29 protein-coding genes are annotated in these 18,595 nt (G+C 58.5%); 11 read left to right on the top strand and 18 right to left on the bottom strand.

The window, feature by feature from the left end; translation table 11 throughout:
• Positions 1-5: 5 nt before the first annotated feature.
• From ACR3E0_RS16390 to ACR3E0_RS16310, 17 genes are all read right to left on the bottom strand, one after another.
• Positions 6-1,307, bottom strand: coding sequence for a phage major capsid protein (locus tag ACR3E0_RS16390; protein WP_480479895.1), 1,302 nt, complete (start codon positions 1,305-1,307; stop codon positions 6-8).
• A gap of 12 nt (positions 1,308-1,319) precedes the next feature.
• A complete protein-coding gene (locus ACR3E0_RS16385) occupies positions 1,320-2,165 on the bottom strand; it encodes a head maturation protease, ClpP-related (protein WP_480479893.1) in 846 nt (281 codons plus the stop codon).
• Entirely contained in the window at positions 2,162-3,388 is a 1,227-nt protein-coding gene (locus tag ACR3E0_RS16380; RefSeq protein WP_480479892.1) for a phage portal protein, read from the bottom strand. Before ACR3E0_RS16380 ends, ACR3E0_RS16385 begins: the two co-directional genes overlap by 4 nt.
• A complete protein-coding gene (locus ACR3E0_RS16375; protein WP_480479891.1) occupies positions 3,385-5,109 on the bottom strand; it encodes a terminase large subunit domain-containing protein in 1,725 nt (574 codons plus the stop codon). Before ACR3E0_RS16375 ends, ACR3E0_RS16380 begins: the two co-directional genes overlap by 4 nt.
• Positions 5,109-5,597: a hypothetical protein gene (locus tag ACR3E0_RS16370; protein ID WP_480479890.1), complete on the bottom strand. Its 489-nt coding sequence runs from the start codon at positions 5,595-5,597 to the stop codon at positions 5,109-5,111. The genes ACR3E0_RS16375 and ACR3E0_RS16370 overlap by 1 nt, the downstream gene beginning before the upstream one ends.
• Before the next feature lie 105 nt (positions 5,598-5,702).
• Positions 5,703-6,164 (bottom strand): HNH endonuclease, encoded by a 462-nt coding sequence (locus ACR3E0_RS16365; protein ID WP_480479889.1) that lies wholly within the window; start codon positions 6,162-6,164, stop codon positions 5,703-5,705.
• A gap of 190 nt (positions 6,165-6,354) precedes the next feature.
• Positions 6,355-6,609 carry a hypothetical protein gene (locus tag ACR3E0_RS16360; protein ID WP_480479888.1) on the bottom strand — a complete coding sequence of 85 codons (255 nt, stop codon included), beginning with the start codon at positions 6,607-6,609 and terminating at the stop codon, positions 6,355-6,357.
• Positions 6,610-6,972: 363 nt separating this feature from the next.
• Positions 6,973-7,827, bottom strand: coding sequence for a hypothetical protein (locus ACR3E0_RS16355; RefSeq protein ID WP_480479887.1), 855 nt, complete (start codon positions 7,825-7,827; stop codon positions 6,973-6,975).
• Positions 7,824-8,414, bottom strand: a complete 591-nt coding sequence (locus ACR3E0_RS16350) for a hypothetical protein (protein WP_480479886.1) — start codon at positions 8,412-8,414, stop codon at positions 7,824-7,826. The genes ACR3E0_RS16355 and ACR3E0_RS16350 overlap by 4 nt, the downstream gene beginning before the upstream one ends.
• 253 nt (positions 8,415-8,667) lie before the next feature.
• The gene (locus ACR3E0_RS16345; protein WP_480479885.1) at positions 8,668-9,273 is read right to left on the bottom strand and encodes a hypothetical protein; all 606 of its coding nucleotides are present in this window, start codon (positions 9,271-9,273) and stop codon (positions 8,668-8,670) included.
• Between the two features lie 5 nt (positions 9,274-9,278).
• Positions 9,279-9,815, bottom strand: coding sequence for a hypothetical protein (locus ACR3E0_RS16340; RefSeq protein ID WP_480479884.1), 537 nt, complete (start codon positions 9,813-9,815; stop codon positions 9,279-9,281).
• Positions 9,812-10,060 (bottom strand): hypothetical protein, encoded by a 249-nt coding sequence (locus ACR3E0_RS16335; protein WP_480479883.1) that lies wholly within the window; start codon positions 10,058-10,060, stop codon positions 9,812-9,814. The genes ACR3E0_RS16340 and ACR3E0_RS16335 overlap by 4 nt, the downstream gene beginning before the upstream one ends.
• Positions 10,057-10,710 (bottom strand): hypothetical protein, encoded by a 654-nt coding sequence (locus ACR3E0_RS16330; protein WP_480479882.1) that lies wholly within the window; start codon positions 10,708-10,710, stop codon positions 10,057-10,059. The genes ACR3E0_RS16335 and ACR3E0_RS16330 overlap by 4 nt, the downstream gene beginning before the upstream one ends.
• Positions 10,707-11,093, bottom strand: a complete 387-nt coding sequence (locus ACR3E0_RS16325; protein ID WP_480479881.1) for a hypothetical protein — start codon at positions 11,091-11,093, stop codon at positions 10,707-10,709. Before ACR3E0_RS16325 ends, ACR3E0_RS16330 begins: the two co-directional genes overlap by 4 nt.
• Positions 11,090-11,893 (bottom strand): DNA-methyltransferase, encoded by an 804-nt coding sequence (locus tag ACR3E0_RS16320; protein ID WP_480479880.1) that lies wholly within the window; start codon positions 11,891-11,893, stop codon positions 11,090-11,092. Before ACR3E0_RS16320 ends, ACR3E0_RS16325 begins: the two co-directional genes overlap by 4 nt.
• The gene (locus tag ACR3E0_RS16315; RefSeq protein ID WP_480479878.1) at positions 11,893-12,153 is read right to left on the bottom strand and encodes a hypothetical protein; all 261 of its coding nucleotides are present in this window, start codon (positions 12,151-12,153) and stop codon (positions 11,893-11,895) included. The genes ACR3E0_RS16320 and ACR3E0_RS16315 overlap by 1 nt, the downstream gene beginning before the upstream one ends.
• Positions 12,150-12,404 (bottom strand): hypothetical protein, encoded by a 255-nt coding sequence (locus tag ACR3E0_RS16310; protein WP_480479876.1) that lies wholly within the window; start codon positions 12,402-12,404, stop codon positions 12,150-12,152. The genes ACR3E0_RS16315 and ACR3E0_RS16310 overlap by 4 nt, the downstream gene beginning before the upstream one ends.
• An 83-nt stretch (positions 12,405-12,487) precedes the next feature.
• Between ACR3E0_RS16310 and ACR3E0_RS16305 the strand changes: the two genes are divergently transcribed.
• The gene (locus ACR3E0_RS16305; RefSeq protein ID WP_480479874.1) at positions 12,488-12,805 is read left to right on the top strand and encodes a hypothetical protein; all 318 of its coding nucleotides are present in this window, start codon (positions 12,488-12,490) and stop codon (positions 12,803-12,805) included.
• Positions 12,806-12,819: 14 nt separating this feature from the next.
• Here ACR3E0_RS16305 and ACR3E0_RS16300 read toward each other — a convergent pair whose 3' ends face one another.
• Positions 12,820-13,122: a hypothetical protein gene (locus tag ACR3E0_RS16300; RefSeq protein ID WP_480479873.1), complete on the bottom strand. Its 303-nt coding sequence runs from the start codon at positions 13,120-13,122 to the stop codon at positions 12,820-12,822.
• Between the two features lie 140 nt (positions 13,123-13,262).
• Between ACR3E0_RS16300 and ACR3E0_RS16295 the strand changes: the two genes are divergently transcribed.
• The 10 genes from ACR3E0_RS16295 to ACR3E0_RS16250 all read left to right on the top strand — a co-directional run bounded on the left by ACR3E0_RS16295 (position 13,263) and on the right by ACR3E0_RS16250 (position 18,588).
• Entirely contained in the window at positions 13,263-13,595 is a 333-nt protein-coding gene (locus ACR3E0_RS16295; protein ID WP_480479872.1) for a helix-turn-helix domain-containing protein, read from the top strand.
• 198 nt (positions 13,596-13,793) lie between these two features.
• Positions 13,794-14,408: an autoinducer binding domain-containing protein gene (locus tag ACR3E0_RS16290; protein ID WP_480479871.1), complete on the top strand. Its 615-nt coding sequence runs from the start codon at positions 13,794-13,796 to the stop codon at positions 14,406-14,408.
• Positions 14,409-14,467: 59 nt separating this feature from the next.
• Positions 14,468-15,043 (top strand): acyl-homoserine-lactone synthase, encoded by a 576-nt coding sequence (locus ACR3E0_RS16285; RefSeq protein WP_480479869.1) that lies wholly within the window; start codon positions 14,468-14,470, stop codon positions 15,041-15,043.
• A 59-nt stretch (positions 15,044-15,102) separates the two neighbouring features.
• Entirely contained in the window at positions 15,103-15,297 is a 195-nt protein-coding gene (locus ACR3E0_RS16280) for a hypothetical protein (RefSeq protein WP_480479868.1), read from the top strand.
• Entirely contained in the window at positions 15,294-15,638 is a 345-nt protein-coding gene (locus ACR3E0_RS16275) for a hypothetical protein (RefSeq protein ID WP_480479867.1), read from the top strand. Before ACR3E0_RS16280 ends, ACR3E0_RS16275 begins: the two co-directional genes overlap by 4 nt.
• Positions 15,635-15,964: a hypothetical protein gene (locus ACR3E0_RS16270; protein ID WP_480479866.1), complete on the top strand. Its 330-nt coding sequence runs from the start codon at positions 15,635-15,637 to the stop codon at positions 15,962-15,964. The genes ACR3E0_RS16275 and ACR3E0_RS16270 overlap by 4 nt, the downstream gene beginning before the upstream one ends.
• Positions 15,964-16,281, top strand: a complete 318-nt coding sequence (locus tag ACR3E0_RS16265) for a hypothetical protein (RefSeq protein ID WP_480479865.1) — start codon at positions 15,964-15,966, stop codon at positions 16,279-16,281. Before ACR3E0_RS16270 ends, ACR3E0_RS16265 begins: the two co-directional genes overlap by 1 nt.
• Positions 16,282-16,285: 4 nt before the next feature.
• Positions 16,286-16,732 (top strand): hypothetical protein, encoded by a 447-nt coding sequence (locus tag ACR3E0_RS16260; RefSeq protein WP_480479864.1) that lies wholly within the window; start codon positions 16,286-16,288, stop codon positions 16,730-16,732.
• 3 nt (positions 16,733-16,735) lie between these two features.
• Positions 16,736-18,310, top strand: a complete 1,575-nt coding sequence (locus tag ACR3E0_RS16255; RefSeq protein WP_480479863.1) for a DNA cytosine methyltransferase — start codon at positions 16,736-16,738, stop codon at positions 18,308-18,310.
• Positions 18,307-18,588 (top strand): hypothetical protein, encoded by a 282-nt coding sequence (locus tag ACR3E0_RS16250; RefSeq protein WP_480479862.1) that lies wholly within the window; start codon positions 18,307-18,309, stop codon positions 18,586-18,588. Before ACR3E0_RS16255 ends, ACR3E0_RS16250 begins: the two co-directional genes overlap by 4 nt.
• Positions 18,589-18,595: the final 7 nt, after the last annotated feature.

Below are 18,595 nucleotides of genomic sequence, written 5' to 3'. Positions count from 1 at the left end.
GCCGATCAGGCGAAGGTGAAGTTCCCTTTGACCATCGCCAACGCGCGCTTGATCGCCAGCGCAACACGCTTGCGGGCTTTCACCGTGACCATGTCTTCGATGAAGTTCTGGTCATGTTCGGTCGACATGATGACTTCGGTTTGGCTGCGATCATAGTAGGTCGCGGCCATGGCCAGGTCGCCTGCCAACCACTCCCCCACGGACATGGTGTTGGTTTCGACTACGTCCTTGCCCCAAAGGCGTGGCGTCGTTGCTGCGCCCGGATCGCCGTAGATGTAGCGCCCGTCAGCGGCCCCGACCTTCTCAAGCTCAATTCCGGCCCAATCGGTCGGGTTCAGCAGGATTTCCGCTGGCATGTAGTTTTCCAGCGTGACCTGCAGCAGACCAAGGCGCAGCCGGTCGATCCGGGTGGTGTTAGGCAGGCCTGCAGCAGCAACAAAGTCCGGCGCTGCGGTGAGCAACCCGTTCAGGTTTTCGCCGGTGCCGTCGCCAGCCACGATCTGGGTTTCTTCTTCCAGATCGATCAGGTAGCGCAGTTCGCTGTCGATTTCCGATTGCAGCTGGTCAGCGTCCGCCAGAGATTCTTCGCTGATATTGGTGTGCGTGGCGATCTTTTTGACGCGCTCAACCGCTTTTTCCCAGCCGAAATCCGACGCACCGCTGGCCGTGGTCTCAGCAACCATGCCGGTTCCATCCGTCCGCAAAACCTGCCGGCGATAGTGCGCCTGATCGGAACCGATGCGTGCTTGGCTCAGGAGCGAACGCACCAGAAGGCGACGGCGCGGCATGCGCACCGGCTCGCGCTCTTCCTCATGGTAGATCAGTCCACCACCAGACCCGTCAGCAGTGGTCACCGCGTTGGAAACCATCAAGGTCAGCGTGCCGCCTTGGAAGTTCTTCAGCTTCTCGTCCTCAGCAACCACCGCTTGGCCCAGCGTCATCACCTTGGACCGTTGGTTTTTCGGGCCATCGGCGATCTGTTGGGCGATGTCCAGCGTCTTGCTGTCCAGACCTTCGACTAAGGCTTTCAGATCCTCGACCACCTTGTTGGTCGCCGTCTGCTGCACCAAAAGCTTGTCAGCCATTTCCTTGGTCTCTGCCGAAACCTCACCAGCGGCCTTCGATTCTTTCAGCGCTTTTTCAGCCGTCTGTTTGATCTCGCCATCCAGCTTTTCCAGCTGCTGGCTGACCTTCGTCAGCATGGATTCGGGGGTTTCACCATCCGCGCTGACCGGGCCAATAACAGCCTGTGGGCGCGCAGCTGCAAGTGCCACCATCGAAATGGCGGGCATCAATCGCTTATTCATAAGCTTACCTCTTTAGATTGATTTGAGTTTGTCCAGCGCGGATCGCGCCAAGTCTGAGACGGCAGCGCGCGGCGTGCCGGATGGGGCAGCGCTTGGCTTGCCCCCTTTCATCGCGGCGTACAGTTCGCGCCGCTCTGATCTTGTGAAGCCCTCGCGGGCCAATACGATGTCGATCTTTTTCTGGGCCGCTGCCGGGCTTTCAGCGATAGAGTTGCTGGCCCCGCCGCTCACAGCCTCTTCACCCAGCAAGGCGTCCGCGAACCCTTGTTCAACGGCGTCCTTACCGGCAATCCACGTTTCCTTGTCCAGCATCGCGCCAAGGCTTTTGGCCTCGAGGCCCGTGCGGGCGTGGTAGACATCCACAGCGGCATTGTCGAAAGGCTCAAGCCAGTCCGCGACCTCACGGAACGCATGCCGGTCACCTGCGGCCAATACCCATGTGTTGTGGATCATCAGAAATCCGGCGCGGGCGATCAGAACACTGTCGCCCGCCATGGCGATGACCGATGCAGCGGACGCGGCCAGCCCGAGAACCTTAACCGTGACCCCTGCGGGATGCTCAGCAAGCATGTTGTAGATCGCCAGACCTTCGAAGAAATCCCCGCCCGGCGAGTTGATTGTCACCGTGACGTCGCGTTCGCCGATGCTGCGCAACGCGGCGGCGATCCGTTTAGCGGTCACGCCGTTGCCGTACCAGTCATCACCAATCGGTTCGAGGATCGAAATGGTGGCGTCATCCTTGGCATCAGCAGCGGCGCGGATATCGGGGTTCCACCGCTTCAGAACCACATCCGAAATGTCGGATTTCACGCCGGGCCGCGTGGGCACCGTCGCTGCGGGCAGATCGCGCTTGCTCATTTGTCATCCTTTCCCAGAAGTTCCAGTGGCGTCATCTGCGCCTGTGCCAGCAACGCGTCGGCGTTCGGATCGTCGTGGCGTGGCAGGTTGAACCGTTCCCTGCGTTCATTGGCGGTATTGGTGCCGCTGATAGCCAGTTTCAGCAGCAGGTCGCCCTTGGCTTTGCTGTCCATCTGGATCATGGCTTCGCGGTCATACTCAAAGAACTCCCTGCGACGCCGCTCAACAGGGATCAGGTCTTTCTTCAAGCGCTTTTCGAGACGAACCAACAGGGGGTTGATACCAAGGGTCAGCCAGGCCAACAGGATGGCCTCAACGCCGCTGCCCCACATTGTCTGACCTTCAGAGGCATGGCCGATCACAATGGGCGGAACACCGAACCAGCGGCAGATGTCTTCAATGCTGAACCGCCGCGTGTCCAGCAGCTGGGCATCCTCGGGGTTCATTTGCAGCTGATCCCATTTCAGGCCAGCTTCCAGAACCATGGTTTTGCCGGACTTTCTGGACCCCGTGTAGGCTTCTAGCATGGTCTGCAGATGACCGCGCTGCTCTGCGTTCAGCGTCTGGTCCGCAGACAGAACCCCTGCAGGCATTGCCGAGTTTGAAAAAATGGAACTGGCAGTGCTGTCTGCCGCCAGGGCAGCCCCTATCGAATTTGCGCCGTACCGCACAACCGACATGCCCAGCCCGTCGCCCGCTCCGAAGCCGCGCAAATGAAAAACCTTGTCCGCTGGCAGAACCTCTTTCTTGCCGCGATCAAACACACCGTACCGAAACCCGCCATCCGGCTGACGCTCTGGCGTGCAACCCAAAAGCGGGCGAAGGCCAACCAAGCGGTTGCCGACAAAAAGCCGTTCAGAATAGGCGTTTCCCTGCAGCAGAGTTTGGGCGATCTTGCCTTCCCAATACTCTACTGCGGTCTGATCCCGGTTCGGTGAATCCGTGATAATCTCGGCAAGATCGTCATCCATCCGTTCTTTGCCACCGGCAGCGGTCTTGCGGCAATGATAGACGGGCATCGAAGCAACCATTTCAGCCGTTTTGCGAACGCAGGCCCAAGCCGCCGAATGTTCCATGGTTGATCTGGCGTTGACCACCGTTCCCGCCTTCGACGTCACGCCACCCAGCAACCAAGGCGATCCGCCCGTCATCGGCATCCAGCCGGTGCCAACAGTGTATTCCGCCCGAACGCCTCGGACGGCAGCTTTCAAAAATCGGATCATGCGATCATCACCGGATTGGCTAGAAATTCATCAAGACCCCGACCGGACGGCACAGGGTTTTTAGCCATGAGCTGGGCCGCGTTTAGCAAGCCGATCACGACATCGATTTTGGCCGCACCGGCCAGTTCCTTGGTTATGTACTGATTGGACCGCTTCAACTCGACCCGCGCATTACCGACTGACCAAGAAAAGATCGGCTGCGGAGAAACGCGCATGATTTTGGATTTCAGGCGCAGCGGGATCGACTTGATCGCCGTCTGTAGTGCCCATCCCTGCGTCACGCCGGTGACAAATGGTTGTTCGTGCCCGGCATTCTCCAACTCGGTCAGCAGTTCGGGCAACCCGGCCACGTCAAGGCCCACTGCCTCAGCCTCTGGCAACTTCCCCGTTGCCTTCAGCATCGTGACCAGCTCGACAATGTCGTCAACGTGCTGGAACGCCGTTTCGCAGATCACCAGATCCCCGTCTTTTTCGAAAGTCTCCAAAGCCGGGGCAATGGACTTGCGCAGCTTTAGCACCTCGGGCTGGCACCATGCCTTGCACCATGCCAGCCATGCGCCCGTGTCGATCTCTTTTCCTAGGACAACCGCGCCGCACAGATCGTCATCACCGCCACCGTCAGCACCCACCGTGATAACCTCGGAACGCCGGATCAACTCATCCAGCGTCAGCGTGGGTTCAACGGCTTTGTCCCAGTAACCCTGCGCCCGCCAGCCATCATCGCCCTGCGCGGTTCCGATCTCGACATTGAAATGCTGGCTGGCAACTTCGGCCAGCGACTCTGCGCCTTCATCCTCTGCTGTGGTGACCGCATCGTGCAAAAAAGCATAGTCCACACTGCGACCCAGATGCGGGTTAACGAGCGGCCAGGTATCTTCGTTTTTCCAGCCGCCATCTTTGGCCATGGCATGCGGCAGTTCGTAAATCAGCGCCAGCATCGGACGCTTGATTTTGCCATCCCGAACACGGCGCGCGGTGGTCACTTCACTTCTGAAAATCCCGACTGGCGGCTTTTTCGACTGCGTCGTGATCTGCAAAAGGAAATGCTTGTTTGAAGGGTGCGACAGCGCCCCTCGGATTTCGCGAAACACTCCCTTTGCCGATGGCTTCGATGCAAAAACGTGGGTTTCATCGACAAGGATCGTGGCGTTCTTCAACCCGGTCACGATATCCGCGTCCGCAGCCTTGATTTTGATCTTGGACGGGATGTCAGGATTCAGGTTCTTGATTTCCCGCTTCGAGTCCTTCGGCTCCGAAAACAAGTCCGTGATGCGCTCGGTACGGGTAATGATGCCGCAAGCCTGATCAAAGGCGTTATTGGCCAATTCAATCGAAGGTGCGATCAGAATGAACTGAGCTGCAGGGCTGATGTTCAGAATACAGGCCGTTACAATGATCGCAGCAGCAATGGCTGTCTTTCCGTTCTTCTTCGGGATCATCAAGAAGAATTCCCGAAGGTAGCGCTTCTTCAGCTCGGGGTCATAGCTGCCGAAAATGACCCGGACCAAATCAAAGACCCATTCGTCGCAAATCTCGCCATAGGTCGGAAACCCATCAAGATCGGGCGCGCGAAGCGATTTGAATATCCTCAACGCCTTGTCGGCGTAGGCATCGTGCAAAGGCAGATCGGGGATCAGCGAACGCCCGGCCTTGATCCGTTCGGCCCAATCGGGAACCGCCGTATCCCAATCGTCAAACGGTTCTGCGATATCCTTGGCCACTAATGCAGCCTCGGATTAAGCAAATCGTCCTGCGCGATGGTCTCCTGCGCAGCTGACACCTGTTGCTCTTTCTTGCCGCGTGCAGCTGGCTGTGCGGGTTTCGGTTTGTCGCTTTCCGAATCCCCGGCAACGTCACGCGCGCGGTCCTTGATAGCTTCGGCTTCCAGAATGGACCGCAGTTCCTTGATCGCCGAAACGTTGCCGCTCTTTGCTGCCGCGTCCAGACGCAACAGGTTCTTGGCCCGCTCATCCGCCAGTGCTTTTGCCCGTGCCTCTTTGACGCCCTTCGCACCCGAACGAAAATAATGCTTGGTCAAAGTCGGAACTGAGATACCCAGCTCAGCTGCAATATCTTTTTTGTCCCGACCAGCCACCAGCAACAGCCTGACTTTGTTGACGTTTTCGGACGTCGCAACATGACCGTTCGCTCCGGCCTTCCCGTGGTTGTCGGGGATGGGGTCGCCAAGTAGGTCAAATTTCGGATTCACAGAAAAAAATTCTCCCAATGAGGGGGACGCGGGTCGCATGGCTGGGCGGTTCTGGACTTTCGACCACCCCCCCGGTTTCGGATTGATTGATTTGGGCCAGGTTGTTCAGAACTGCCCGCTGGCCTCTAGGCTCTGCTTGACCTTGTCGTGGTATTTCTTGGACACGACCTGTAGTTTGCTTTCATCCCAGAACAAAACCGGGTCGCCGCGATGCGGGACAGTGTGGTCAACCACCGGACTGTTCGGAGCTGGGAACTTGCCAATTAGGATCGCACCAGTCTGTTCACATACCGGCCAGAGAAATGGTTGTCCCTTGAACAGAGGCTCAGCACAATCTCGGGTCAGTGTCTCAACGAGCTGCACAAAGTCCGGTCGCAGCCTTATGTCCACCGCCGAAGCCCGCAAAACCTTCAGTCGCAGCCGCTTCCAGCGCGGCGTCTTGTACCAAGGCCGCCAAGGCTGGGTCTTGTCGCGGTGTCGGGTGCGTTCGGCCTCCGACTGTGGCGCTCTGCCCAACCGGGATGCGGATGCCTTAAGCGCTGGCTTGGCCGATGACAGGCGCGCCATGATCAACAATCCCAATCTATCCAGTCGGACAGCGAGCCGACAATGCGCACCCAAATGAGCGAACACACGATAATCCAGAAGTTCGGTGAACCGATGCTCAAAGGGCCGAAGGCGAGAAATAGCGCAACCGCAGGAAGGAATACCGCCGCGAAATCCAGAAGCCGACAAATGGCTTTGTAGGGCCTCATCATCAGACCGGATCGGGTTCCGGGCCAACGCTTACCATCATCGGCGCAGGCATCACGCCATCGATGCTGACGTGAACAGCTGCACCCGCGTTCAGCGCGGCAAGCTCTTCTGGCGTGGGGAACCAAGCACTGGTCATGGTGGGTACTTCGCCGCCGGCCACGCCGCACAGGCGTGTCCCGTCGCGCAACGGCAACCCCAAGAAACCCTGCGATTTCCCACACACACGCGTGACGCCTTCAATTGTTCCGATCTGCATAGCTCTGACTCCTATGCGCAGCGGATCGCCGATCCCGATCAGCGATCTGCCACTTACCTGCGGTTTCAACCGACTTACCAGCCATAGCAATGGGTTCTGACCTGACGGCCAGCGGGAACCCTCCCTCGTGTGTTCCTGATAGCGGTGCGGGCACGATCATCCTTCCGGGTAGATCCCGCCCACGCACGCATGGGTCGCTCGCACATACCCGCACCGCATTGGATTGCCGGGATTTGCCCGGCGCTCTGCATCCTCTTCACTCCGCTGGAAATGAAAAGCGCCCAAACACTGGATCGTGTTGGGCGCAACTCTGGATGATGCATATTTGGTAGTCTGCTGACGTACTAGCGTCAACAACATTTTTTAATCGACAATCGCATCCCAGATCAAACTGGAACATCCACCGCCGAATTGAGCGACACTAACACCGCGAAATTTTGGCCCCATCATCCGGTTCAATGTCTGCCGCAGCGCGGCCATCAGCGCCTTGATGTGCTTGCCCTGCGCAGACTGGCCATCCCTGACCCAGCCATGGGCGCGCAGAACATCCGTGATGCTCTGATCATCCAAGCACACCATATCGACCAGCCGTCTGTCAGAGATGGTGGCGCGCGATCCGGTTTCAGACGGGCGGATGCGCCGAACCTCTTTGGCGATCCCGTTGCCGATGCGCCGTCGCATTTTGTCCAAACACATGCGATCCCGCAGCACCGCATCCATGAACTCGCCACCGCCGCCGCTGGATTGCGACAGGGTTTCCAGTGACGAACATTTAACGCCTGCGCACCCGTGCCGCTCGGCAAGATCGCGATAGAACCTACCCATCGCCACCTGACCGGATGACAGGGGCGGCTGGAACCGGGGCCAATCCTTGGGTTTCTTCCCGGCAGACTTCGCCCGGCGCAGTGCACGCGTGTGTGCCGTTTTGGCCTTTTGGAACATCAAGTCAAAGACATCCGCCCGCTGCAGGGTCTTGCGGCCCATGTAGCCAGCTGGCCTTGCCTCATATTCGGTTTCGCCTTTGGGGTAGAGCGCGATTGCCTCGAACATGCGCACTGGTCCGCGCGCCGGTGCTTCGGGCACCATCGGTCCCACCTGTTCCGGCACATGCCCAAGCTCGCGCACAGCGGCGATCCTGCTTACCTCATGCAGCGGTCGCAAGTCCTTGATGGCCGCGCTGCCCTCGGGATCGACAACGATTGTTTGCCAGTGCTTCATGTCGCTTCCCCCAAAGCCAGATCGCGGATTTCCTCGCATTTGCGGTGCGCCGCCTCGCGTGATGCAAGCCACTGTTCCTCTGGATCAGACACGAACTTACCAGCTGCACGCCGGGCAATAATGTCGTCTGCCTTGCCCCGCGCCTCGACAGCATCGCGTTTGATCTGATCAACGTCGCGACCCGCAGGCCATCGACGTGGTGGCTGTCGCAGGAACCTTCGCAGCTCAGCCGCCCAATCACCGGCCAGTGCATCGGACCCCAATTGGGCCGCGAACACGGCCCGCAACAGGGGCGATGCCTCATCACCGGGCTGCTGAATGACGGCGGCCAGCTGCAGTATCTCATTCGGGATCGGCATCTGATCCTTGTTCTTGCCATCCGGCCGGGCCGCGATCTGTTCTTCAAGCGCGGCCAAGTTCAGCGCGGTCATATAAGCCAGCTTTGGGCAAAGCGTCTTGGCCACCATCGTGTCAAAGTCGTTCTGATTGCTGAAACCCCTTGGCTTACCCAATCCCCGCGCCAACAGCGGTTTGACCAACAATTCCATTACCTGCTTTTCGCCTCTGGCCTGTTCTGCACTGTCCATGTGCCTTGCCCCTTTCTAAGCAAAATCCGACCCGTCCGCTGCCGTGCCGTTGGTTGTGGTGCGCCCGCATTTTCTTTTTTTTTCATTTCGTATCCTCTCTTTTCAGCGGTCACAGAAAACACGCAAAAAAAGAGGAACGGGCGAGATTATCACGGTTTGAACCGTGACTTTCCGTGTAATTCCGTGGTTATTCTGTGATTTTCCGTGATTATTCTGTAACCGTCACAGAATATCACTGAACGCGAACAGGCCGTCATGGGGCACATTCCAGCTGAAACTGGTCCAGCGCTTCACGCACCAGCGCTTCACGCCGCTGCTGCCCTTCATAACGTTCTTCCAGCCAATCATTGAACCTGTCAATGAATTGCGGGTTCTGCAACAATTGCTTTGCCCCAATCCGTTCGACCATTTCGCGCAGGTCCGTGATGCGCTTGGCCCGTCTGCGCTCTTCCTTCTTTACCGCATTGGTCCGGTTCGATTTCAAGGCTTCCTTGGCGACTTCCTCAACAACAGGATGCCCCAGCCTGATTTCGCCATTATCGCAGCGCACGGGCCGCCAATTGTGCAGCGGCGACGGCGTGCGGGAACACAGTCGTTTCCACGCTTCCAACGGCAAATTCAGTTCGACGGCCAGCTCAATATCATCGCACGGAAGGGTGCCAATAGGCGTTTCGTCCTGTGCGATGCAGAAGAGCTGGAACCCATACCAGCCCACTTCAGGGTCGCACTTTCGGCGAAACGAACTGCCCCGCCAGCGCTTCAGGTTCCACATGATGAAATAGTGGCTGTCCAGCCGGTCACTGGCCGAAATCGGGTAGTCTTCCAGATCGTCAGTATCGACCACCTGAATCGTCGTCATGGCGTTCATGTTGCACCGCCAATCCGCGTTTCAAAGCGCGCTTCCGGGCCAGCCGTCAGGATCAGTTCCCCCCGCATCTCCGGCGTTCGACACACCAGATACTCGACGGAATCGGAACCATACTCTCGCAATGCCATCTGCGCGAACTTTCGTCCGTGCACATCTAAGTCCAAATACCAGCTTAGATCGCTATTCTGCGTCAGATCGGCGTCACACAAGTTCTCGTGCGCCCAAGAAGAAATGAGCATGTCCTGCGACCAGCCGTCACCGTCACCATAGGCAACAGCATGAACCGTGCCGGGTAGATCATCTGGTATTGCATAGCGGTCATCGACACGCTGACACGCGACATAAAAGTAAGTCACAGATGATGCCGCGTGACGTGACGGGACCGGTTGCGGCTCAACCAACCAAGTATCGTCATCGCTCCAACATCTGACGCCATTGGCAAGCTGTTGGGCGACCTCGCCCAAGGTGCCCGCCACGCCGGGGATTTCGCACATCCATTGATCAGCGTAGTAGACGGGTTTTTGCGTGATCATGATGCTACCTCATGCAAAGCGCGCCGCATGGCCTCTTTCATTTTGAACAAACCCACGCGCACCCCTTGGGAAAAGCGATCAGTCCTTTCCAAGTAGCCCTTGATTGCTTCGTGGGCGGCCTTGTCCACAGCCTCTTCGACCGCATTGATCGGAACGAATTCCACAGCACCCGGATCACCCTTGCTGCAGACATGCATCGAACCAGTGCCGTCTAGATCGCGGGCGTAGATACGCAGTTCCGTCATGACGCACCCCCGCCCGCCTTGGCGGCTGCCCGGTCGATCCGTTCCAGCTCTGCCAGACCCAGCGCCAGACCCTTGACGACATCGCGTCGCCGGTCGCCCAGCTTCAACATGGCGGGGTCGAAATCATCCGGCCACCAGACCGCGTTGCCTTCGATATAGGCGCAGGCTGCCATGGCCAGCTGACCATCGGTGTATTGGTCATCATGTTCGGGCGTCCACCCTTCGACCGTCTGCTGGCGCTTGCGTTCCGCCAAGACGTCCCGCGCCGCGTCCCGCTCACGCACGGCCAGCTGGCCGGTCTGCGGAACCGCATCGCCATCCAGCGCCACATCGGCCATCTGTGTGACGATGGCGATTGTGTCGGTGGCCTCTTCCAGCGTGTCGGCGCAATAGGCGGTTTCAATCCCAATCGCCGACAGCCACCCGCGCAGCCGCGCAACCTCGCGGTCAAAGGCGTCCGTCTCTTGCGGCGTGTAGACCCGCTGGCCGATCTGCTGGAACTGTTCAGGCGCGTAACCGGCCCCGCCATTGTCCCAAAGCCAGCCATTGCGTGCGCTGTACTCCCAGACGCCCCAGCTGCCCGTCTTAAACTTGGCCCAGTAGTGCCCGCCATCCACCAAGTCTTTGATGGGCGTTTCGGTCTGCATCATAGGATCACCCCTTTCGCTCTTGCCTGCCGATCCGCCAGCCAGGCTGACTGGACCTGCGTCACGTGACGCCGGGCCGCGCGCGTCAGATCGCACACGCCCTGATCGTTTTGCTCGTATTTGCCCATGCGCCAGATCAGCAGCGATAGGGCGGCGCGGTTGCCCCATTTCCGCAATTCGGCGTTGCCCGCCTTCTCACAATCCGGGCAGCAGTAAATCTGCCAGCTGCGCGCAGGCTCAAAGACCCGCCCGCACCCCGGATTGAAGCAAACGCCATGATCCCATGGTGTCGACGCCTCCAGCTCTTTATGGGCAAAGGTGCGGAAATCCTCGGGCACAAAATGCCCCGCCGTGGCATGTGCGGAATGTGGTTTCAGGACCGTCACAGCGCCAACGCCTCCTGTTGGGGCCTCTCAGGCGCGATTTCCGGCAGTTCGAGTTGGCCGCGTTCCACCTGTTCCGCCACGCGGGCGCAGGCGACGTGAAACCATTTCGGGTCTTTCTCAATTCCGATGGCCCTGCGACCGGATATTGCCGCTGCCACGATGGCAGATCCCGACCCCATGAACGGATCGATCACCAGATCGCCCGGATGGGTCGAATTGCCCATCCAGTAGGTCATCAGTTGCACGGGCTTTTCGGTTGCGTGCGGGTGCCGCTCATCGGCGGGCACGTCATCGGGCAGATATAGGTGCGACACGTCCTTTTGCGGGCACTCGATCAGGGCCTTACAGGAACAGTCATTGATGCGCCGTGCACGCCCCTTGTACAAAAACATGCCGAATTCGCAGTTCGGCATATAGAACCGATTGGGCGTGGCCGTGATCTTGTCCCAGACCAGCAGGCGATGGAACCCGAACCCGCACCCTTCAAACGCGGTGCGTGCGGCGGGTTCTTCCCGATCTGACGTCATGATGATGGCATTGGCATCATCGGTCAGCACATCATGAATGAGCGGTGCCATTTCGACCCATTCAACCACGTCGAACAGCTTGCCGGAGTTGTCATAAACCGACTTGTCGAAACACCCGCCCATTTCGCTGGTGCTGTTGCCCCCGGACGTGATGCGATATGGCGGGTCCGACAAGCAAAGCTTTGCCCGTTCATCCAGAAGCGGCAGCACATCGCGGCAATCCCCAAGGATCAGATGGCAATTGCCGATGACAACCTTGCGCTTGATCCCCATCACGCGGCCTCGCCCAGCTCTGCCATTTTGGACCGGTAGCCGCGCATGATGTAATCGCCATCATACCCGGCCAGCGCACAGATTTTGTAAAAGCGCTTGGTGCCAAAGAACGCCCTTGCATGCGCTTGCCCCACATCCCCCTTTTTTCCGGGGGCTGTTGCGTCCACAAAAGCGGCATACAGCACTGCGCACCAGAGCGTGCGGCAGCGCTTCGCCTGCACGTCATGAACCGGCAAGACTGGACCGACATAAGCGTTCATTCTTCGACACTCCCTGAGAAAGACAGAAGCCGCGCCAGCCGCGCATCAGGTCGCGCCGTGACGCTGACCGATCCGCGCACCAGTGCGGCTTCGAGTTGAAAGAAATCGACGGGCCGGGCAGCAAAGGCCCGATAGTCGCGCAGCACCGTGTCCGGCACGACCGGGGCAGCATCGATCCGCCGCGCTATTTCGCTCACCACGCCAGACAAAGCGGCCTGATCAATGGTGATTTCGGCGACAACCCTCAGCATGTGACGCACCCATGCAAGGTTGCATCCGGGGCAGTAGCGCCCATATCCTTGGGGATTGGTTGACAACCGAAAGGTTCAAACAGGTGAAACAGGGAACAATCGTCTTGGCGGCCTTCGTGGTATTGACCGCAGGTTCTGCGCAGTCTGATGACGTGATAATGAACTGCCAGACCTACAACCTTTACGGAGACAGCGAACGAACTAAAAATCTGCCGGACAGTGAAAAGGCAATCACCGTAGCACGCTTCTTTGCTCATGTCGGATATGTGCGGGGATACATGGCCGCAAAAGGCAGCGATGCTGAGTTTTCCGATACACTCGCCGCAGTAACTATCGCCTGTAAGCGAAACCCGGAATTGGCACTGGAAGAGGCGATAGCATCGACCGGCGCACTCAATTAAACCCCACGCACCCGTCACGCTCTGATTCCCCGTCCACCCGCTTGGCTTCCAAGGGAAGCTGTAGGCAGTTCAGGTAGTTCAACACCCTTTTCTTGCGCCTGACTCTGAGCCTCGACATAAAGTCTGTGCGCTGTCGCCAGCCGCAAGTCATCTTGCTTTTTGTTAAGAAACTTCTGACAGGAATTGACCGCAACATTTGCATCTTTTGCCAGCCGGAATGCATTGCTTTCGATAAGCGGCAGTATCTTTATAAGCCAGTCGCGGAATGGCTCTGTGTCAGGTATAACCTGTTCTACATGCGATGTTTCGCTCTGCACGTCACAACCCCAAAGTGCCTAAATCACCTTTTAGGGTTATATTCACCCTAATTGATCTTGTCCAGCTAACTTTTTGGGATGTTCAAATTCACCCCAATAGGTGAAAAGATCAGGCCGTGGACAGGGATGAAATATGATCGATGGACATCTGGGATAAACGCAGACGGAACTTGGCAGCATGGATGGCAGTGCGTGGTCACAACGGGGCACAGGTGGCCCGTGACGCTGATCTTGCGGTCAACACCGTGAACAAGTTTCTGAGAGGCGAAAACCGAACACTTAGATGGAGTAGCCTAGAACGCATCTGCGAAGTTGTCGGGATTAACAACGTTGCAGTGCTGGATGCGGACAATCCGTTTTCTGATACAAAAAATGAACTCTATGCCTTGATTGATCAGCTGACCGATGAACAGGCCGCTGAGGAACTCGAACGCCTCAAAGAACAGATTGAGGGCGAACATACGCCCTCTTAATACGCACAAGTAAAACCTTCGCTTCTTCATCGGTCATCGCGCTGACCAATTCCGCCAGCTGCTGCTTGGCGGTCTTGTTTTTTGTTGACATCAAACTGACCCGCTTTCCGTAACCGGAATCACCTTTCACAACCTATGCTTGATTGTCCAGCACTTTCGTATTAATTTCACCTTATAAGGTGAAATAGGGCGTCTCAAATGGATACTTCAATATTACAGAGTGACTTGGTTAACATTGCCAGCAAGGGATTGGCGGTTGGTGTTGGCAACTTCCTGAACGGGGCCATAGAGGTGTTTTCCAACTATGACAGGTCATGGCAGGAAGAATACTTTGCAAATGACTGGATGACGGTAGACCCTGTGGTCACAACCGGCGTTCGTCACCTCGGAACATTTGATTGGCCCGCGCTCAACGCCTCTGACAGCACCTTTGCGACAGCGGCACAGGACTTTGGCCTGACGAATGGGATCATCGTTTCCCAATCCATCGGTGGCAGCCGCTGTATCGCTGGCATATCTTCAGACAAACCGCTCAGTGGTGCCGCCAGGCACGCGGCTGAAATGCAAATTCGCGATCTTCACTTTGATCAGCTGGTGAAAAAGACTGAGCAATTCACGGACACACAACGGCAGCTTGTTTACATGTTCGCCAACGGCTACCGCGCTAAGAATGTAGCCGAAGCATTGGACGTTTCTGAAGACGCAATCAAACAGCGTAAGCTGCAAATTCAGCGACAATTGGGCGTGAATAGCTTTATGGTTGTTGTTAACATTTGCGCGCGGGCAGGAATGACGTTTCACCCAATAAGCTAGCGGACAAGCACGCAAATTAGTGACAGCATCGCCCCGGCCACTCAACGCCGGAGGCGAACTTGCAATCAACTATCGTCCGATGGTCCACCATTCACCAGCATGGGCCATTATGGTGGGAACACCTCAAGCTGCGCAAGCGGCTCTTTGTCGATCACAACGGCTGGTCTATCCCACACAATACGGCTGCAGAATGGGACCAGTACGACAACGCCAACACAATCTATGTGATCACCCACGAAGACGGAATGCCCATATCAGCGTCTCGAATGAACCCTTGCGATTTTGACTGTGGCGGTTGGTCCTACATGATACGCGACGCCGTTCTGGGCCGTATTGACGGCATCCCCAAAGACATCCTTGATGCCCCACCCACCTGCAGCAAGACATGGGAGGCCACCCGATTCACGGTGAACCCGGACCTGACCAGTCACCAGCGAAACGCCGCCCTTGCCGAAAACGCCACGGCCTTGGCCTCTGCGGCCCGGCAGGAAGGTGTTGAAAGGCTGATCGCATTGATGCCGCCCGCCTATATACGATGGCTAACCAAAAGCGGGCTTCCAACCCGGCGCATCGGTCCAACCAAACAGGACGGCGACGGCAAACGCATCTGTGTGATGCAAATGTCGGTCATCTAAAGTGTTGCAAATCACCTTTAAAGGTGATAATCACCCCATCAGTCACGATGAGGTGAACCATGCACGACAAGATCAACTCAGCCATTGGTTGCATCAAGGCACAGCCATCCGGCCTTCCTGAACCCGCTAACAAGTCTGAAGAGCCGATCACGGTACGCATCCGGGCCAAGGTCCGCGACCACGCTGCCCTGATCGGCCAGACCCGCCCAGCCCCCCTGATCCTGATCGACGCAGTACAGGGGGCGAAGCGATGAACGCTTACATGAGCGCGCGCGAAGCTGAGGATTGGCGCAACGGCAACACTTGCCGGATCGGCGACTATACCATCAAGCCAAAGCGGGACTTCGGCGAATTGGGATTTTGGGACGCACCCACGCGCTCCTACATTTCGATGGGCTGGATCATCGTCAAGGATGGCTGCCACGCAGTTCCGGGCGCGGGCTGGTACAAAACCATGGAAGAGGCCAAAGGCGGCGTCGGGCTGCTGATGGCCAGCAAAGGCGACGCGGACGTATTCCATGGCCTCACCCGAGCAATCCAACATTTCATCATCGCAGATCGAAAGAAACGCGAAGCGGCTGGGGGTGCGGAATGAGCAACTTCTTCTCCCCCACCAATCGCGGACGCATCGACAAGATGCAGGAGTATCTGGGCCACCTTGAAACGTCCGCGCGGGCCAACGGGGCCACGCCAGAGCAATGGGCCGAACTGCTGGCACCTGTGATCGCCAAGATAGGCGAGCTGACAGCAGGTGCCGGGGCGGAATCCGTCCCGCTTGTTCGGCAAGCCACCCAGACACATTGGCTCAACGAAATCCACATGGCGCGGGAATGCGCGATTGAGAACGCGCCGAAGGTAGCTGCCGTCCTGATGACCCGCATCGAAGAGCATTTCGACGATCTGAAGAAAGGCGCGAAATGATGGCACAGCTGCATGACCGCCTGACATCCTTCCTGCTGAACCTCGAATGCCTTGACGCCGAAGGGCGCAAGGATGCCATCGCTAATGAGGTGATGGAAACCGGCGGCACCTATGTGCGGCCCCCCAACGGTGACGCATGGGCCAGCCACCTGCTGGAAATCGACCTGCACGGCGTCAGCGGGGCCGGTGCGACCGAAGAAGAGGCGATCCGAAACTGGACCAAGGCCGCGAACCGGCACTGCCAGTTCCTTGAACGCCTCACCGGCGCAGCCGGTGCGCCGCGCCCCACAACCCGCCTGAACCGATACGCGAGCTGATCCCATGCTGACCAACCCTATCTCCCACGCCGGTGCCCGCTGGCCCGGCCAACTCACCGGGGGCGTGCTGCTCGCCGCCTCCGGTCTTTTTTCCCGATTTCATCGGTGGGCGACGAAACCCACGGGGCCGCGCAATACAGGCACTCACGGACGCCCACCTGCGCATCAAGGCCCCGTGGACGGGTTGCAGGTCTACGCCCTTATTCGGCGCGTAGACGGGCAGCTGAAGCCTGTAGAAATCCGCATCCCAAAGGACACACCCGCCAGCAAGTTGCTGCGCGCGGCCTATTGGGAAATCTGGTCGCACCCCGAGGTGCTGGAATTCGGCGACGAAATGACCGTCGAACAGGTGTCCCTGCGCCCACCCGGCAACTGCCACCTGCGCACCGAAATCGATGTGCTGGCCTACCAGCAAAACAAGCGCGCGCAGTTTGAAGCGGAGTGTGGCTGACCCATGATCATCGACAGCTTTGCAGGTGGTGGTGGCGCAAGCACGGGCATTGAAATGGCCCTTGGCATCAGCCCCGATGTGGCCATCAACCACGACGCGCGCGCCCTTGCCATGCATGCAGCCAACCACCCTGATACCGTCCATCTGGACAGCAACATCTGGGATGTCGAACCGCTGGCCGTGACCAAGGGTCGCCACGTTGACCTGCTATGGGCTAGCCCCGACTGCAAGCATTTCAGCAAGGCCAAGGGCAGCGCACCGCGCGACCGCAACATCCGCGATCTGGCATGGGTTGTGGTGAAATGGGCAGAGCAAGCCAAGCCCGATGTGATCCTGCTGGAAAACGTCGAGGAATTCCGCACATGGGGGCCGATCTGCGACGCAGGAAAGCCAATCAAATGGCTGGAAGGCACCACATATGACCTGTGGGTTAAACGCCTGCGCCAAGCCGGTTACAAGGTCCAGTGGCGCGAGCTGCGCGCTTGCGACTTTGGGGCACCGACGATCCGCAAGCGGTTCTTTATGGTGGCCCGGCGCGACGGCAGGCCCATTGTCTGGCCCAAGCCCACACATGGCGATCCTAACAGCAAGGCGGTGCGCACCGGCAAGCTCAAACCATGGCGCACGGCAGCTGAAATCATTGACTGGTCTATCCCGATCCCGTCGATCTTTCTGACGCCCGAACAAGCCAAGGTCTGGGGCCAGGTCCACGGCCAGCACCCGCCACGCCGCCCGCTGGCAGAAAACACGCTAAAGCGGGTAGCCCGTGGCGTTCAGAAATACGTGCTTGAGGCGAAAGAGCCGTTCTTTGTCAGCTACGCCCAGCAAAGCGGCGCATCGCGATCCGCATTTGGCCCGATGCACACGATCACCGCCAGCATCAAGGATCAGAACGCGCTGGTGGTTCCGACACTAATTCAGACCGGCTACGGCGAACGAACAGGCCAGCAGCCGCGCGTGCCGGGTATTGAAAAGCCGCTTGGCACATTGGTGGCTGGCGGCTGTAAACACGCACTGGTTACCGCCTTTCTGGCCCAGCACAACGCAGGGCCGCGCAATGCCGCCCTGTCGGGCCGACCGGCCAGCGCGCCAGTCTCGACCCTGACCACAACCGGGGCACAGCAGCAGATTGTTGCAGCCCACCTGATGAACATGAAGGGGACGGAAAGAAGTGCCCGGGCACTTGATGATCCACACCCGACCATCTGCGCAGGCGCAGTCCATGGCGCGCTGGTTGCAGCCTTCCTGCACAAATACTACGGGACGGAACAAGACCCGCGCATGGACGAACCGCTGCACACCCTCACGGCACTGGATCGGTTCGGGCTGGTCACGGTTGAGATAGACGGCACCACCTACGCCATCACCGATATCTGCATGCGCATGTTGACGCCCCGCGAACAGTTCCGGGCGCAGGGCTTCCCTGAAACCTATGAAATCGACACGGGCGCAGACGGGAAGCGCATGACCAAGAAAGAGCAAACCCGCATGTGCGGCAACAGCGTGCCGCCGCCCGCGTCAGCTGCACTGGTCAGCGCCAATTGCGGGCACCTCAAGCTACAGGAGCGCGTTGCATGAGCTACCAGCCTCGCCGCACCCACTTTGCCGATCTGCCACGCCCACAGCAGGCGGGCATCCTCTGCAACGATCCGCAGTTCCAGCGCTTCGCCGCAATCCGCTGCGGCGTACCGGCTGACCAGCTCTGCGCCAGCGCTGCGGCTGAGTACCTGCGCAATGTGTGCCGGATCAGCAGCCGTCGCGACCTCGCAACCGACCAACAGGCGCAAGCCCGATTTCAGGCCCTGCGCACCGATTTTGATGCGTGGGCAGGACGCATCGCCAGCCCGAGAAACTAAGAGGCCA

Source organism: Ruegeria sp. AJ12 (genome assembly GCF_056536245.1).
The sequence above is the reverse complement of the archived record's forward strand: the minus strand, read 5'-3'. Positions and strand labels throughout refer to the sequence as shown.